Below are 17,793 nucleotides of genomic sequence, written 5' to 3'. Positions count from 1 at the left end.
AAACTTGAAAACTTTATTGAATTGAAATTTCTGTTGTCAGTGTTTAATGCAGAGAAAGTCATCACATTGTGGAGAAATGCAACACTTTCAAATTAGGATGATTTTTTTAAACAGCTGATTATTAGCAAATTAATTTATCGTGCCAAAACTGGTATTGTTTTGTAGCCCTAGCAATTAATATTTCACAAATAAATTTTAAAAATATAATTATGAAAAAATTAATTTTATCAGCAGCATTTTTAGCATTCGCTGGATTTGCTACAGTTCAAGCAAGTGACTTAAAGACAAAAATCGAAACTGTTTCAGTTCAAGACAGTGTTATTAAAACTCCTATTAAATTAGAAGAATTACCAACTGCAATTAAAACTGTTTTAGCAACAGAACCTTATAATAAATGGACACCAACTGCAGCGTTTACAGTTAAAGATGGTGCTAAAGAATACTTTCAAGTTGATGTAAAAAAAGAAGAACAAGTTGGTTCCCTTAAGTTTGATAAAGAAGGTAAACCAGTAGAATAACCCCAAAAATTAATATTGTTAATAGTAAAAGCCGGATAATTTATCTGGCTTTTGCTATTTTTGTTATATGGTCAACGTACTAATAATTGAAGACGACGCTACTTTTGCTCAGATAATTGAAGGCTTTTTATTAAAAAATGGTTTTACAGTTACGTTGGCAACCAGCTTACACCAGGCTTATAAAATTGTGGAACAGCAAGAATTTGATCTATTGCTGTTTGATTATAGGCTGCCAGATGGAACCGGCATTGATGCCTTAAACCACGTAAGGCAGAAAGGTCAGAAATCGCCTGTTATTATAATGACCAGTTTTAATGACGTAAGAACCGCTGTTAAATCTATACAGCTGGGCGCTATCGATTATATTACCAAGCCAATTAATCCTGATGAATTATTAATGGTGATTAATAATTCGCTACATAAAAAAGAAGATACAGATTTATCTAATGCTGATTTTATTAAAGGGAAAAGTGCAGTTGCAGATAAACTTTACGAACACATCAACCTTGTTGCCAGCACAGATATGTCAGTTTTAATACAAGGTGAGAGCGGGACTGGAAAGGAGTTTGCTGCTAAAACATTACACCTACAAAGTAAAAGAGCAAAAAAACCATTTATAGCAATTGATTGTGGCGCATTGTCTAAAGAATTGGCTGCAAGTGAGCTTTTTGGACATATCAAGGGTTCTTTTACTGGGGCTGTAAACGACAAAAAAGGTCAGTTCGAAGTTGCCAACGGCGGAACGTTATTCTTAGATGAAATTGGGAATTTAAGCTATGAAGTTCAGGTTAAATTATTGAGGGCTTTGCAGGAACGCATTATACAGCCTATTGGTAGCAACAAACAAACTAAGGTTGACGTAAGAATTGTCACAGCTACAAATGATGATTTAACTAACAGCATTAAAAATGGCGATTTTAGAGAAGATTTATACCACAGATTAAACGAGTTTAAAATTCAATTGCCTCCTTTACGCGAACGAGGAAAGGATTTAGAACTTTTTATTAATCATTTTGTGCAATTATCTAATACCGAGTTGGGCAGAAATGTTCAAGAAATTGATGCAGCCGCAAAAGACTTATTGATAAAATACGACTGGCCAGGAAATTTACGAGAACTAAAAAACGTAATTAAGAGAATGGTGCTGTTAAGCCCTAATTCAATTGCCACCATAGATGCTTTACCTGAAGAAATGATGATCGCAATCAACGCCTTGCCAAAATCGAATCAATCTGATTTAAAAGCGATAAATGAGGTGAATGAAAAGGCATTAATTGCCGATACCCTATTAAAAGTTAGAGGTAACAAATCTAAAGCGGCAAAGCTTTTAAATATAGACCGAAAAACCCTATATAGCAAAATGGAACGTTACGGTATCGAATAAGTTCCACTTAAGAAACTGATAAATTCTTCAAGTTTTGAAAATAACACCCCAGTTTCTTCTTTAATTTTTTGGTCAATTTTTCGTTTACCAGCAATCTCTTGTTCTAAAACCCTAAATGAATTACCCAATTCCTTAAAACCAATTTGTGAGATTCTTCCCGCTAAGCGATGAATAATTAAACGAGTTTTTGCAATATCTTGTTCTTCAATATTTAATTCGACTTCTGAGATATCTGCTGAGCAATCTGCTATAAATCTATTCAAAATACGCTCCATCAACTGCTCATCGCCCATTGTCATTTTTTCCAATGAAGTGAAATCAAAATTTAGTTTGGGTTCAAATTGTTCTATCCCAAAAACAGCCATTAAATCATATTCCTTAAATGGCTTGATGATGATTTTTTCAAAGCCTTCTTTTAAAATTTCTGCTTGTTCATCTGGCAAAACTTGCGCAGTCATTGCATAAAACTTAATGTTAGTATTAAGCTTTTCCTTTAAAATTTTAGTAAGTGCTACTCCAGACATTTCTGGCAATCTCATGTCTACTAAAATATGGCTAAGGTTATTTTCTGCTGTTGCATTTAAAACATTATGCACATTATTAAATAAACGATGAGGTATCTGATAGCGTTCTAAAATATATCCGCATAAGTCTAAAATAAGTTGGTCGTCATCAATTATCCAAACCATTTCTGCAGTATGGCTTGAAGGTTTTTTTGTTGCTACATTTTCTTCTGTAATATTTGCTTTTTGATAACTTAAATGGACGCTAAAGGTTGTTCCTTTTGCTAACTCACTTTTCACGTTTATTTGCCCATGCTGACTATCGACGAGGGTTTTCACAATTGCTAATCCTAAACCAGTACCGTTCTGATTAATTTCATCTTTTTGAGGTATTTCAATTTGTTCAAATTCAGCAAAGATTCTTTCCAAATCTTCTTCCTTAAAACCGATACCTGTATCTTCAACAATAAAATTATAGTATATAAAGTCATCTTTTGACTTACAGGTAACCTGCAGAGTAACCCTACCTTCTAAGGTGAATTTAATGGCATTTCCCAATAAGTTAAATAAAATTTGTTTTAACCTAAAAGCATCCCCTAAAATCATAAAACGACTGCCAATATCAAAATTGTGCACCAATTCGATTGCTTTTTTTTCTGCCAATGGTTGCATAATTGCAATCACTTCATTTAATACCACCCCAATGTCAAATGGCTTCTTTTCAAATTTAAATTCTCCCGAAATAATCCTGTTGTAGTCTAAAATCTCGTTTACAATTTGTAACAGGTGTTCTGATGATTTATAAATTGCATCAATATCGCCTTTGCGTGGCATATCTTGCTGATTAATTAATTCAGCGTAACCCAAAATAGATTGTAATGGCGTTCTAATTTCATGGCTCATGTTACTTAAAAATCGCTGTTTAGCTTTACCATGATACTCCGCCTCATCCTTTGCCAACTCTAGTTCTTTTCTGTACTTGTTGCTCTTTGTAATGTCTGATAAAATAAGATAAACTAAAACCAACATGATTAAGAAAAAGATGATGATGATGGTCATAATCTGATTCACTCCATCATTAACAACACTTTTAGCTTCACTACCATTCAGTTCAATTTGTGCCAAAGTTTCACCTTCAACCTCTTTAACAATAGACAACATTTGTTTAGTTAGTGTATTGCTAGAACTGGCTAAATCTGCCTCTCGCTTTAAAAATTTACTGCTTTTTGCCTTTTGCTCTACTTCTATGTTTTTTAATGATGTCTTGATGCTATTCATTACACTATCTTCTGCAACAGCATTAAGCGTATCTCGTTTTATCTGATATTCTTCATTAATAATCTTATAAACTTCCGCTTCCTTTTTCCCAAACAACCTGCTCAAAAAACCTTTAGATTTTGCATCTTGGGCTTCTAATAAAGTAGTTGAGGTTGAAGTGGTGAAAACGGCACTATCAACTTTTCTAGATTTTTGTGATAACAAATCATTAAGCACTTTAACCTTATCTGAAAATGATTTTGTACTAACGAGAGTTTCTTTTACTTCCAGATAATTTAAGAATTCCTTATTTCTTCCTATCAACAACTGTTTGATAGAGTTTATTCTCGCTAACTGAACTGTATCTTTTGCGTAAAGTAATGATAGTGAATCTAGTCTTTTACGTATCTCTCTGGTTTCCTTTAAAAAATAACTTCCCTTAAAATCTTTACTTGTGCCTTTATCTCTTTGCAATTGGTCTAAACCAGCTATTTGGTTAGAGATTTCATTTACTATTCTAAGTTTGGTATTCGGGGTAGAAAGTTTTTCAACTTTGTCTAACATTTCTGCAAAAACGAATTTGCTAATTCCCCAAGCCAACAACAAAGCAAAACAAGCAAATAAAAAGCCTATTACAACTTTCCCTTTGATGGCGTTTATAAAAAAATTTTGTTTCTTATTGGGCATTAGCGGCTGATGATTCTATTATAGAAGTTGTTCTACAGATGTTTAACAACAATCTTAATGCCTAAATAGAGAATGTTATTAATTATTAATTGAACGAATTGTTGTTTTCATTATTTTTAGGCAATGAATCGCATCGATAGACTTTTTGGAATTTTAATACTCTTGCAGTCGAGAAAATATGTAACTGCCGAAAAAATAGCTGCTCAATTTGGCATCAGTGTTCGTACTGTTTACAGAGATACAAAAGCACTTAGCGAGCAAGGTATTCCTTTAAGTTTCGAGCCTCATAAAGGTTATTTCATTGTTCAAGGCTATTTTCTTCCACCAGTCTCCTTTAATTCCGATGAAGCAAATGCCTTAATATTAATGGAACGTTTTTTAGCAGGTTTTTCAGATAAATCTATCACCCAACATTATACAACTGCGCTAAATAAAGTAAAAGCTGTACTTCGCACCTCGCAAAAAGAAAAGTTAGAAAAGTTAAATGAAAACATTATGCTTCAATTGCCAGAACGCTTAAAAAATGATTTCGAATATCTTTCAGATTTGCAAAATGCGATTTCTGCAAAATGTATCATCGAGATAGCTTACAAAAACAATAAAGATGAAATCAGTAAACGAGAAGTAGAACCAATCGGACTTATTTTTTATGCTTTCAGTTGGCACTTAATTGCATGGTGCCATTTAAGAAACGAGTATCGAGATTTTAAAGTTAACAATATCATCAACGTTAAATGCACCGAGATCCCATTCGTCAAAAGCGAACATATGGCATTGAATGATTATATGAAATTACTGCCAGTTAATTATTAGAAAAACAATGTCAGTGCATTTGGCTAATTAGCCCTTCTTTCCACTTTACTTCGTCCCGATGAAAAATCGGAACTCGTGCCGTTACAATAACCCTGCCTGTGGTAGGCAGGGTTTATATTTTAAAGCCACTGGTTCTTTTGAAACTTCCGTTTCCCTCTTAATTAACCATCCATAGATATTCTTTATAACACCTTTATAATCTGCAAATCTGTGGCTAAAAATTAGATGAAAAAATAATTTATTTTATTTTTTTTTGCCCTGCCATAGGGTTGTCAGTCACCCATCTTTTCTTTGTATTATAAAACTTAGAAATCATGAACATCATTAAACTATTATTAACAGAATTAGAAAGCGAAGCGCAAACAACTCATAAATTTTTAGCACTTGTTCCATTAGAAAAAGGTGATTGGGCTCCTCATGAAAAAAGCATGAAGATGAAAGCACTGGCTTCGCATATTGCCGAACTACCAGCTTGGATTAAGTTGGCCTTAACTACAGAAGAATTAGATTTTGCTACCGCTCCTTATGAGCCCGTTCAAGTAGAAAGCAACAACGACCTGTTATCCATTCTAGAAAAAAGTTTAGAAGAGGCCAAAACAAGTTTAAATGATGCAAAAGAAGAAGATTTTAGTAAAAGATGGCTTTTAAGGACTGGCGAAACCATTCATGCAGATATGTCTGTTTATGAAATGGTAAGGGTTTCATTTAGCCAAACTACGCATCACAGGGCGCAACTTGGTGTTTACTTCCGTTTGTTAGACATCCCTGTTCCTGCAAGTTACGGCCCAACTGCAGACAACCAGAATTTTTAAAATTAAGACCACATAGGCACATAGTCGAGATAAAATCCTTCTTAGCTATGTTGCCTATGTTCCTATGTGTTTAATATTTATAATTTGCCGATGACCACCGTATTTCAACCTTTTTCCCATCAGCACATCAAGTTTATCATGATGGGCCTATGTTTCTACTTGCTTTTAATGTATAGATGTGTTAAAATGTTAACTTTGTGAATTATTTACTAATTCTACCCAATGGCCGACGTTACAACACGATTAAACAAATACATTAGCGAAAGTGGCTTATGCTCAAGAAGAGCCGCTGATAGATATATTGAGCAAGGTCAGGTGTTCATCAATGGTCGTAAGGCTAAAATTGGCGATAAAGTCTTTTTTGGCGATTTAGTAAGTGTTAACGGTAACAACATCGAACCTCAAAAAGCTGAAAATTCTATTCTTTTAGCTTACAACAAACCAGTTGGCATTACCAGTACAACAGAAGCCAATGTAAAAGGTAACATTGTAGACCATGTAAATCACAGTGAACGTGTTTTCCCAATCGGTAGATTAGATAAAGATTCATCAGGCTTAATATTTCTAACTAATAATGGTGATTTAGTTAACAAGATTTTAAGGGCTGGTAATAACCATGAAAAAGAATATATCGTTACGGTAAACAAACCTTTAACACCTCAATTTATTGAAGGAATGAGTAAAGGTGTTCCTGTCTTGGGTGTAATGACTAAAAAATGCAAAGTGACCCAAGAAAGTCCTTTTATTTTTAAGATTACATTAATTCAGGGCTTAAACCGTCAAATTAGAAGGATGTGCGAGCATTTTGGCTTTGAAGTTACCAAGCTGGAGAGAACCAGAATAATGAATATTACCCTTAAAGGTTTGCCAACTGGCGATTGGAGAGAATTAACCGAGGAAGAGCAAGCTGATATTTTTAAATTGGTTGCTAAATCAAGTTCTGAAAAGCCAGTTACGCCAAAAAGAGTAACCAAAAAATCAGCTCCAGAAAAAGAAGAAAAACCTGCACAACGTTTTGCAAAAGATAAAACTCGTAGCAGCAAAACAAAAGGCGACCATAAAACGGCAGGTGCTGCTTCAAAAGGAGGTTCACCAAGTTCAGATTGGTTTAAATCTGGCCCGAGTAAAAGATCTACTCGACCATCTAACGGCAAATCAGGTGTTCCAGGTGCAAAAACTCGTAGTCCAAAAAGGAAGTAAATAAGTATCGAGTATCAAGATAGTTTCATCTTATACCTTCAACCTTTATACCCTCAACCTTTTTAATTAGCTTTGCATCTTATGGTTAGCACTAAAAAAATAGATATTCGTTCCTTGGATTTGCCAAGCTTGCAACAACATTTCACAGAGATGAAAGAGCCAGCTTATCGTGCAAAACAGGTATATCAATGGCTTTGGGAAAAATCTGCTCGTAGTTTTGAGGAGATGAGCAACCTATCTAAAGACTTGCGCAAAAAACTAGACGACAACTATAGCATCAATGTTGTTGAAATAAATAGTGCTCAATTTAGCAACGACCATACCATTAAAAATGCTTTCCGTTTATATGACGGAAATATTGTTGAAGGTGTTTTAATTCCTACAGAGGAAAGAATGACGGCTTGTGTAAGTTCGCAAGTCGGCTGCAGTTTAACCTGCAAGTTTTGTGCAACTGGTTATATGGATCGCAAACGTAACCTCAATGCTGATGAAATTTACGACCAAGTAGTTTTAATTGACCAACAAGCCAAGAAAAACTATAACATTCCTTTAACAAACATAGTTTACATGGGAATGGGCGAGCCATTGTTGAACTATGCTAACGTGCTTAAATCTATCGAAAGAATTACTGCACCAGACGGTTTAAACATGTCGTATAAACGCATTACTGTTTCTACAGCTGGTATTGCAAAAATGATTAAAAAACTAGGCGATGATGGTGCTAAATTTAATTTGGCACTTTCTTTACATGCGGCTAATGACATTAAGCGCCACGAAATCATGCCAATTACTGAGCATAATTCCTTAAAAGCATTAGCTGAAGCCTTAAAATACTATTTCCAGAAAACCAAAAATCCAGTTACTTACGAATACATTGTTTTTAATAATTTCAATGATGAAATTCAAGATGCAATGGAATTGGTTAAGTTCTGTAAACACGTTCCCTGTAAGGTAAATTTAATCGAATATAACCCTATTCAATTTGCAGACTTTATTAATGCAGAAGGCGATAAAATTGATGCTTTTGCAGACTATCTACGTAAAAACGGAGTAAACACTAACATTAGGCGCAGCCGAGGCAAAGACATTGATGCCGCATGCGGACAATTGGCCGTAAAAGAAACCGCTGAAAATTAGTTTTCTAAGATACTCGTTAGTCTGAGCTTCGCATGCACTGAGCTTGTTGAAGTGTCGAAGACCTTCCCTTTCCCATTTTCCCTGCCTGTCCGACAGGCAGGCATCTTACATTAATTTCTCATCTTCTTGAGAAATTTACTAAATTGAATTATGATAGCCATAAAACGTTTAGCCACAGATATGATTGAATTGCTTTTTCCTGAGCTTTGCAACGCTTGTGGCGGACATTTATATTATGGCGAAAAGGAAATATGCACCAAATGTCTTTATGATTTACCATATACAGATTATCATTTACACACAGATAATCGAGTTGCTAAACAATTATGGGGTAGGTTACCTATTAATGCAGCAATGGCAATGTTGTATTTTAGAAAAGGAACGAAGGTTCAAAATCTAATGCACAGTTTAAAATATAAAAGCCAAACTGATGTTGGAGTTAAGCTAGGGAATTTATTAGGTGATAAGTTAAAATTAGCGCTTCATTACCAAGGTGTAGATTTAATTATTCCTGTACCATTACACCAAAAAAAAGAAAGACTAAGAGGCTACAACCAAAGTGAGTTTATAGCCATTGGCATTGCCGAAGTTTTAGGCATTCCCGTAAGCACAACACATTTACTCCGAGATAAATCCACCGAAAGTCAAACCAAAAAAGCGAGATATACTCGATATGAAAATATGCAGTCTATTTTTAAAATCAGCCAAGAAGAACAATTAGAAAATTTGCACGTTTTATTAGTAGATGATGTAATTACAACTGGTGCAACATTAGAAGCTTGTGGTAATGCTTTATTAAGTGCTGGAATAAAAAAACTAAGTATAGCAGCTATTGCTTTTGCCGAATAATTTATGCGTTTAAAACTACTTTTCTTATGTATAATTTGCACTTTACTTTTTGCAGCTTGCAATAAGGATGAAAATATTACATTTGATGTAGATGCAAAAATAGCCTTTTCAACCGATAGCATTTTGTTTGATACAGTTTTTACGGCTATAGGCTCTAGTAGTAGAAGGTTAAAAATCTATAATCCTAATGCCAAAGCAATAATCATCAATAGTATTAAGTTAAGCGGAGGAAATGCGTCCGCATATAGCTTAAATATTAATGGAATTGCAACCGCTGAGACAAGCGAACTAAAAATTAATGGAAATGATTCTATCAATGTTTTTGTTAAGGTAAATATTAATCCAACTTTACAAAACTTACCTTTTATAGTAGAAGATTCGATTCTATTTTCCTTTAATGGCAAAAAACAGAACATTCCTTTGGTGGCTTATGGACAAAATGCAAATTTTGTAAACAGTAGCACAATTCAAACAAATACAGTATGGAATAGTAAATTGCCTTATATAATCTATAAATCAGTTACCATTGGAAAAGATGCCAATTTAACCATGGCGCCTGGCATAAGAATTCTATTTCATGGAAACGCTACCATGAGCATTAAAGGTACTTTAACCGCCATAGGAACAAAAACAGATACAATTTTATTTGCCAGTGATAGATTAGAAAAGTTGTATCAGGACGAAACTGGCCAGTGGAATGGTCTACATTTTTATCCAGACAGTAAAGATTCACATATCAATTATGCCATTATTAAAAATGGAATTGCTGGTATTACTGTTGATTCATTATCCTTAAATAACAAACCAAAATTGTTATTAACAAACAGTATTATTAAAAATATGGAAGTCGTTGGCTTTTTAGGCTATCAAACAGAATTAACAGCTTTTAATAATTTATTTTTTAATTGCGGGCAGTATTTACTCTACGGAGTTGGTGGCGGCAAGTACAACTTGAAACAAAATACATTTGCTGGATATAACATCAGTTTTGCTCGTAAAACACCAGCTGTTTATTTGTCAGATTACATAAGCAGCACCCAAGCAGCTAATCTTACTGTAGATATTTTTAACAATATAATTTGGGGAAATTTAAAAGATGAATTGGTGATTGACAAAAAACTACCAAATACGGTATTAATCTCAAACATCAAGAATAACCTGCTAAAAAATTCGGTTACAACTTATAATTTAAATGGTAATATCTTAAACGCAGATCCATCATTTTTTAATGCAGAAAAGGGAAATTTTAAACTAATCGCAACAAGCCCCGCAAACAATAAAGGCTATAATTTAAGCGCAGACCTATATTTTGGCAATTATTTAAATAAAGACTTAAATAATAAATCAAGATTATTCCCATCTGAATTAGGTTGTTATGAGAATAATTAAAAAAAATAAACTTTTTTAAAACATTTTTACGCTGCTATTCGTTTATATACTCGAGAGCGTTAATTTAGATGGTAAGGGTCGATATTTCTTCTGAAGTATCGGCCCTTTACTTTTTTAAAACAATATCCCTAAACTCTAACCTTTCAACCTCTAAACGACTCCACACCAAACAACTCAACAAATTACCCCTTAAAATAATTCGCCAATACTTCCTTAATTTCATCTGGATTAAATGGCTTTAAAATATGTCCATTCATACCAGATTCCTTAAACTTTATGTTCTCATTATGTAGTGTAGATGCAGTAAGCGCTATAATTGGTACTGTCTTAAAATAATCACCTTCTATTTCTCTGATGATTCGAGTAGTATCAAAACCATCAATTCCTGGCATTCGAATATCCATAAAAATCAAATCATAAATGTTATTCACTACCTTATTTATAGCCTCCTCCCCATTGGTGGCAAAGTCAATAACTAATCCCCATTTAGTTAAAAATCTCTTGGCAATAAGTATGTTTACTTCATTATCATCAACAACCAAAATTTTCTTACCCGTAAACACTGTAGTTGAACTGATTTCCTTAACCGCCACATAAGTGTCTGAAAGTAGATTAAACTTAATCGTAAATGAAAATATAGTACCCTTCCCTTCGGTACTTTCAACATCAATTTCCGAACTATATAGTTTTAATAACTTCTTGGTAATAGCAAGCCCTAATCCAGTTCCACCATATTTTCTTGATATATCAGCTCTAGCTTGAGTAAAAGTTTCAAATATGTAAGACTGTTTATCCTTCGGAATACCAATTCCAGTATCTCTTATTTCAAAATAGATTGTTACTTCGTCATCAGTTTTTTCCTTTAATGTAATAGCAAGATCAATTTTTCCATTTTCAGTAAACTTAATAGCATTACCTATTAAATTAATAATAACTTGGTACAACCTCGTTTTATCACCCAGTAATTGTTCTGGTATTGCATCATCATAAAACAGGCTTAAAAGATTACCTCTTTTACTCGCACTCATTTGCAATGAATTAATAATATCAACACATAGCGAATGTAAATCAAATGCAGAAGCTTCTAATTGAAGGTTGCCAGTCTCAATTTTGGTGAAATCTAAAATATCATTGATGATATTTAATAAGTTTTCACCAGAAAATTTTAAGATATTTAAATCATTAATTTGAGATGCTTTTGGGTTATTATCTAATAACAAATGTGTCATCCCAATAACGGCATTCAGTGGTGTACGTATCTCATGACTCATCACAGAGAGGAACATCTCTTTTGCCTCACTTAACTGTAATGCTTGCTCACGAGATTCAAGCATCTCTTTTTCAATTTGTTTACGCTTAGTTATATCGTAAATAAGCTCAACCTGTCTTTCTAGCTGTCCTAATGCATTTATAATTGGTGTATTTGCTACCGACAACCAAATTGGGGTTTTGTCTTTCTTATGAGCAAGTACTTCTATTGTATAAGCTTGCTTATTTAGTGCTTTTTTTCTAGCATTAACAATTACTTCTTTATCGGTTTCTTGAGAAGAAAGTAAATCTCCTAACATTTTACCAGAGAGTTCATCTAATGAATAGCCAATCAGATTCTCTAAAGCTTCGTTTACCCAAGTAATTTCCCCCTTTTCGTTAGTAATTGCAACTCCTGTATCTGTTTTACTCGCCACAAGCGATAAGATTTGAAGTTCTTCTTCGGCCTTTTTCTTTTCAGTAATATCAATAATAATCTCAACTTCTGTTTCTACCTTACCATCTATATCTAAAACAACAGTATTGTAAATAGATAGCCAGATTTTTTGTTTATCCTTTCTATAAGCTAAAATATCAACTGTAAATGATTGTTTTTGTTTAGTTAAAGTTCTGGCATTTTCAATCAAAGACCAGTCTGTTTCTGGTCCACTAATCAAGTCACCTAATGGTTTACCTTTTAAGTCTTCTAAATTAAAGCCTGTAATTTTTTCGAAGGCATCATTAACCCACATTACATTATTTTGCGAGTCATTAATTACTACACCATTATTTACCTTGCTTGCAACAAATGACAGTTTAGTTAATTCTTGTTCTACTTTCTTTCCCTCACTTATATCTCTACCATAACAGTACCACCTTTGCTCTTTAGCTACCATACCCCAACTGATCCATTTCGCCTCACCAGTTTTGCTTACCAATCTAAAGTCTAATCTAAATTGCTTCTCTTTATTTTTGAGCCCCTTTTCTATGGCGTAAACTATCCTATTAATATCTTCACGATAACAATAAGTCCAAATATTATTGCCAATTACTTCTTGTACCGAATATTGAAGCATTGGCGTCACAGCCTCATTTATAAAGAGTATAACTCCATTCCTATCTAAAATGCAATGAATTTCAGGAGAGACCGTAAAAATGTCTATAAACTCATCATAACGTTGAGTTTGAGCTTTTAGCTGAGCGTTTTTTCTTTTTAAGGCCAGTTGAGCTACAACCTGTACGGCTAGCGTTTCTAAAGCTTCTATTTGATTTTCGCTTAAGTTTCTAACAACACGGTCCAATAAGACCAAACAACCTAATTCAAAACCATCTGCATCTTTTAAAGGGGCACTTGCATAGAACTGAATTCCATTGCCTAAAGACAGCATGGGGTTGCTTGATAGTTCGGGCTCCAGAGAAACATTAGGCACCAAGAAAATTTTGCCTAACATCATTGTATGTTGGCAAACCGTTACGTTTCTCGGTATTACTTTGTGTTCAGGGCCAATTCCAAAAACAGATTTTAGTATTATATTTTCCCTATCTACAAAGGAAATATAGGCCATTGGCACATTGGCAATTTGTGCCGCTAGTTTTACTAAATTGTCTAGTTCATGTTCAAGTGCTTCTCCTAAAATATCATAAGAATACAATGCCGACAGGCGCTGTTCTTCATATTCTGGAGAAACACTAGGACTCTTAAACATTTATAAGATTTATTTATAAAGAGGAAAACGGCTTACTAGGGCCTCAACTTTAGCTTTTACGCTCTGCAAGTTATGCGCATCTTCTGGATTTGTTAAAACTTCATCAATCAAATCAACTATCTGTTGCATTTCCGTTTCTTTAAAACCTCTAGAAGTAATTGCAGCGGTTCCTACACGCATTCCTGATGTAACAAATGGTGATTTATCATCAAAAGGAACCATATTTTTATTTACGGTAATTTCAGCTTTTTCTAATGCTGCTTCTGCTACTTTACCAGTTATGTTCTTATTTCTTAAATCAATTAACATCAAGTGGTTATCTGTTCCACCAGAAATAATACCGTAACCTTTAGCTACAAATGCTTTAGCCATTGCCTCAGCATTAGCACCAACTTGTTTTATATAGGTTAAATAATCATCAGTTAAGGCTTCACCAAATGCAATTGCTTTAGCCGCAATAATATGTTCTAATGGGCCGCCTTGTGTACCAGGAAACACAGCCATATCTAGCAATGCAGACATCATTCTAATTTCTCCTTTTGGTGTTTTTAAGCCCCAGGGATTTTCAAAATCTTGCCCCATCATGATCATTCCGCCACGAGGACCACGTAAAGTTTTATGAGTTGTTGTAGTTACAATATGACAATGAGGAAGTGGGTTTGCCAATAAACCCCTTGCAATGAAACCAGCTGGGTGAGAAATATCAGCTAAAACTAAAGCGCCAATTTGATCTGCCACTTTTCGGATAAAAGCATAATCCCATTCTCTAGAATAGGCCGATGCGCCACAAATAATCAATTTTGGTTTTTCTGCCAATGCAACTTCTTCTAACTTCGCATAATCAATTAAACCATCTTCTTTTTTAACCCCATAAAAATGCGGTTGATATAATTTTCCAGAAAAATTTACTGGAGAACCATGCGTTAAGTGTCCACCGTGTGAAAGATCAAAACCTAATATTTTATCTCCAGGTTGAATAACCGCTAACATCACAGCAGCATTTGCTTGTGCGCCAGAATGGGGTTGAACATTTACCCATGCCGCACCGAAAAGTTTCTTTGCTCTTTCAATAGCCAAATTCTCAATTTCATCAACAACCTGACAACCACCATAATAACGTTTCCCAGGCAATCCTTCAGCGTATTTATTAGTTAATACTGAACCAGCTGCTTCCATTACTTGCTTGCTTACAAAATTTTCCGATGCAATAAGCTCTAGGCCATGTTCTTGTCTGTTTAGTTCTTTGTCAATTAAATCAAAAATTAAAGTATCTCTTTTCATTATGGGAAAGTATTTTTTTTGGTAAAAATAGCTATTTTATTGCTTTATCCAACTATCACTTTCTGATTATGTAAAGCCGCTATTTCCCTATTAAAACACCTGTTTATCAACAACATCAAATATAAGATAGGCCTCAACGATATAATCAAGATAAGTAGTCTATTTAAACCTTTAGCCTTGGTTATGGCTCCAAAAGATAGTTAAATCTTAATCAATCCATGTTTAAGGCCAGAAATAACCAAGCCAGTACGAGACTTAATCCCAAACTTTTGAAATAATGCTTCTCGATAATTATCTATGGTATGTGAGCTTAAATTCATTAAGCTAGCAATTTCTTTATAGGTAAGGTCAGAACAACAAAGCTCTAAAAATCTATGTTCATTTGTGCTCAAAACAATAGAAGCTGGTTTAACCTGCTGGTCATTATGAATATTACGCATTAACCTTTCCGACACAAGCTCATTTATAAAAAAACCTTGATTCGCCAATGTCCTAACCGCATTTAATAGGTCAGCAGCTTTCGATTTTTTAAGCATGTATCCGCCAGCACCATTCTTGAGCATTTCAATAATTGGCTTATCTTCATCATGCATACTTAATGCTAAAACTTTAATTTGCGGATGGTTTAATTTCACCCACTTGGTACTCTCATAACCATCCATTATAGGCATGTTAATATCCATCAAAATTACTTCTGGTAATGGATAAGCACCAATCTTTTTAATGAGATCTTCTCCATTACTTGCCTCAAAAACAACTTCAATCTCTCCAGATTCTTTTAATAAATAACCTATACCCTGTCTAAACAAAGTATGATCGTCTACAATTGCAATAGCTATTTTTTCCATAATTAATTTGTAGGCACAATCACTTTAATAGATGTTCCCTTACCCATAATTGAATTTATGGTGGCAATACCATTAAGCATTTCAGCACGTTTTTTAATGTTACTGAGACCCATTCCTTTTTTTAGATTATACAATTCATCCATGTCAAAACCAACACCATTATCACTAATTTCCAAGTGTATATGATGATCAGCCTGTGCTAAATTAATGACAATTTCAGTAGCCTTAGCGTGTTGAATAATATTGTTTATGATTTCTTGAAATAACCTGAATACAATGGTTCTTTGGTCATTTTTTAGTGTAGTTCCCAAATCATTTGGCCTATTAAACGTAATCGCAAATTGATCTGAGCGTTGCAACCAACTCAATTCAAATGCTATTGCTTCAATCAAACCCATTTTAATCAACTCTTCACTATGTAGTAATTTAGATAATGCCTTCACTTCACTAATAGACCTTAAAGTAAGGTCTGTAATAAAATCTATCTTCTCTGTAACAGATCTTGGATCGTTCACATCAATTGTGCTTAATGTAACAGAAGTTAGGCTCAATAACTGGCCAATATTATCATGAAGATCATAAGCTACCGTTTTTAAAGTTTGCTCTTGTACCTCCATCCTTGTTTTTAACAATTCCGTTTCATAAACTTCCTGCATCAATAGCTTTTCCTCTTTATGCCTTCTCTTCTTTTTATTGTACAGTAAAACATACCTAATCAGAAATAGTGGAGCAATTAGAAAAATAATGGAGGTTAGGGTAATTAGCGAGATGATTTCCTTTGACGATACCTGCATATAAAAGAGAAAGTCCAAAACGAATATAATATAACATTCAATATGTTAAAGATGACATACCTTACAGATCTATCATAAGTTCCGAATTCATGCTGTTGCAGGTAATCGAAAAACAAGTTGCAGGCAGTGCTCCCAAAGTAAAAGAATAGCACGCCACTTATCCACCAAAATGATGCAGACGTCAATAGGGGTTCGTAACTCTCATCTTCTAATTTACGGTAATAATAATATAGGCTAGCCAGTACAAAAACTACCGACATAACAGTTGCCGTAATTGAGGCAAAATTATTGAATTCGAAATCATAATAGGCCAATTCTGTGATGTACATCAACAAAAAAGCAGCCCACCAACCTATCAGCCATTTCAATTTATACTGGTAACTTTTGTATAGGTTGAAAAAGAAATAACTAATAAACGAACATTCAAAAATCAAAAAACCATTGTAAAGCTCCATATTAGAAATACCGTGCTTCCGCAAATATAGACCTGCTGTTTCTACCAAAAAGGTAAATAAAAGATAAAGTATAAACAACTTCCAAGCTGCGCTTTTGTCTTTTCGTAAAAAGACAAGCGCAGCTAAGAAACAGATCAATTCTATTGCGGTATTGAAAGTAACGAATTTCATTCTTATTTTTTAGTTTCAGGTTCTATTAACGCAGCGCCAACGCTATCGCAATGTACCGGCGGCGGACACATTTCTCCTCGATTTTCTGGAGGGTTACCCAGAATGAAGCCTTTAGGCTTAAATCCACCGGTTGGAGTAAAGTAATCTTGATGAATAACCTTATCGCCTAGCGTAACTTTTTTTGTAGATACCAGAACCAAGGTATTATGGCCCCAGTACTCTTGCTTTGGCACACCGGCTACAGCAGGATAAGACTTATCGTAAGTTGCGAAATAAAAACGGACTCCGTCTCCTTTTTCTGTTTCTAAGTTCTTAACAAACGCCCTTAACTGCTCAAGACTAAACCATACCGCTCTTGTATCAGAGGTTTCGACTACTACCCTTTTGCCTGAAGAATCTACTGTAATGGTTTCAACTGTACCAGCATGAGCACCATAATTTGCGACATATTTTGCCGCAATGGGAACAGCAATGGTGTCTCGCAATAAATGGGCTTCGCCTGCTGGCTTTTCCTCTTTAGGGTTACATGCAATAAAACAAGTAGCTGCAATGCCCAAGATTAGAAGGGAGTTTTTTAATTTCTTCATTGTGTTTGATTTAAGTTTTATCGAAGGTGGACATTAGTATCCGCATAAACAAATATGCTCACTGGCTATTTTTAGCTTAAAAAAAAATCGAAAAAAGCTGTTTTCACCCTGTTATCCTCTTTTTTTTTGATAGAGATTTGAAGAAAAATTAAGC

At 34.2% G+C, this 17,793-nt stretch carries 15 protein-coding genes; 8 read left to right on the top strand and 7 right to left on the bottom strand.

The window, feature by feature from the left end:
* Positions 1-209: 209 nt before the first annotated feature.
* On the top strand, positions 210-518 hold the full coding sequence (locus tag EZ428_RS05555) for a hypothetical protein (RefSeq protein ID WP_131552106.1): 309 nt from the start codon (positions 210-212) through the stop codon (positions 516-518).
* A gap of 67 nt (positions 519-585) precedes the next feature.
* Positions 586-1,902 carry a sigma-54-dependent transcriptional regulator gene (locus EZ428_RS05550; protein WP_131552105.1) on the top strand — a complete coding sequence of 439 codons (1,317 nt, stop codon included), beginning with the start codon at positions 586-588 and terminating at the stop codon, positions 1,900-1,902.
* On the opposite strand, the gene EZ428_RS05545 is transcribed toward EZ428_RS05550, so the two are convergent.
* The gene (locus EZ428_RS05545) at positions 1,887-4,349 is read right to left on the bottom strand and encodes an ATP-binding protein (protein ID WP_131552104.1); all 2,463 of its coding nucleotides are present in this window, start codon (positions 4,347-4,349) and stop codon (positions 1,887-1,889) included. The two genes, EZ428_RS05550 and EZ428_RS05545, sit on opposite strands and share 16 nt — an antisense overlap.
* A 123-nt stretch (positions 4,350-4,472) precedes the next feature.
* Between EZ428_RS05545 and EZ428_RS05540 the strand changes: the two genes are divergently transcribed.
* The 6 genes from EZ428_RS05540 (at position 4,473) to EZ428_RS05515 (ending at position 10,549) form a co-directional block, all read left to right on the top strand.
* Complete coding sequence (locus EZ428_RS05540) at positions 4,473-5,162, top strand: helix-turn-helix transcriptional regulator (RefSeq protein ID WP_131552103.1); 690 nt, start codon at positions 4,473-4,475, stop codon at positions 5,160-5,162.
* Positions 5,163-5,476: 314 nt separating this feature from the next.
* The gene (locus EZ428_RS05535; protein ID WP_131552102.1) at positions 5,477-5,974 is read left to right on the top strand and encodes a DinB family protein; all 498 of its coding nucleotides are present in this window, start codon (positions 5,477-5,479) and stop codon (positions 5,972-5,974) included.
* 222 nt (positions 5,975-6,196) lie between these two features.
* The gene (gene rluF, locus EZ428_RS05530) at positions 6,197-7,174 is read left to right on the top strand and encodes a 23S rRNA pseudouridine(2604) synthase RluF (protein ID WP_131552101.1); all 978 of its coding nucleotides are present in this window, start codon (positions 6,197-6,199) and stop codon (positions 7,172-7,174) included.
* An 81-nt stretch (positions 7,175-7,255) separates the two neighbouring features.
* On the top strand, positions 7,256-8,311 hold the full coding sequence (gene rlmN, locus EZ428_RS05525) for a 23S rRNA (adenine(2503)-C(2))-methyltransferase RlmN (RefSeq protein WP_131552100.1): 1,056 nt from the start codon (positions 7,256-7,258) through the stop codon (positions 8,309-8,311).
* A 150-nt stretch (positions 8,312-8,461) separates the two neighbouring features.
* Positions 8,462-9,160, top strand: coding sequence for a ComF family protein (locus EZ428_RS05520; protein WP_131552099.1), 699 nt, complete (start codon positions 8,462-8,464; stop codon positions 9,158-9,160).
* A 3-nt stretch (positions 9,161-9,163) separates the two neighbouring features.
* Entirely contained in the window at positions 9,164-10,549 is a 1,386-nt protein-coding gene (locus EZ428_RS05515; protein WP_131552098.1) for a hypothetical protein, read from the top strand.
* A 182-nt stretch (positions 10,550-10,731) separates the two neighbouring features.
* Here EZ428_RS05515 and EZ428_RS05510 read toward each other — a convergent pair whose 3' ends face one another.
* The 6 genes from EZ428_RS05510 to EZ428_RS05485 form a co-directional block, all read right to left on the bottom strand.
* Positions 10,732-13,503, bottom strand: a complete 2,772-nt coding sequence (locus EZ428_RS05510) for a PAS domain S-box protein (RefSeq protein ID WP_131552097.1) — start codon at positions 13,501-13,503, stop codon at positions 10,732-10,734.
* 9 nt (positions 13,504-13,512) lie between these two features.
* A complete protein-coding gene (glyA, locus tag EZ428_RS05505) occupies positions 13,513-14,784 on the bottom strand; it encodes a serine hydroxymethyltransferase (RefSeq protein ID WP_131552096.1) in 1,272 nt (423 codons plus the stop codon).
* Positions 14,785-14,984: 200 nt separating this feature from the next.
* Positions 14,985-15,632, bottom strand: a complete 648-nt coding sequence (locus EZ428_RS05500; RefSeq protein ID WP_131552095.1) for a response regulator transcription factor — start codon at positions 15,630-15,632, stop codon at positions 14,985-14,987.
* A 2-nt stretch (positions 15,633-15,634) separates the two neighbouring features.
* A complete protein-coding gene (locus tag EZ428_RS05495; RefSeq protein WP_131552094.1) occupies positions 15,635-16,426 on the bottom strand; it encodes a sensor histidine kinase in 792 nt (263 codons plus the stop codon).
* Entirely contained in the window at positions 16,393-17,052 is a 660-nt protein-coding gene (locus EZ428_RS05490; RefSeq protein ID WP_131552093.1) for a hypothetical protein, read from the bottom strand. The genes EZ428_RS05495 and EZ428_RS05490 overlap by 34 nt, the downstream gene beginning before the upstream one ends.
* A gap of 2 nt (positions 17,053-17,054) precedes the next feature.
* Positions 17,055-17,639: a hypothetical protein gene (locus EZ428_RS05485; RefSeq protein WP_131552092.1), complete on the bottom strand. Its 585-nt coding sequence runs from the start codon at positions 17,637-17,639 to the stop codon at positions 17,055-17,057.
* Between the last annotated feature and the right edge of the window lie 154 nt (positions 17,640-17,793).

It is taken from the genome of Pedobacter frigiditerrae (assembly GCF_004331645.1).
GTDB classification, from domain to species: domain Bacteria; phylum Bacteroidota; class Bacteroidia; order Sphingobacteriales; family Sphingobacteriaceae; genus Pedobacter; species Pedobacter frigiditerrae.
This window is presented reverse-complemented; position numbering and strand designations above follow the sequence as displayed.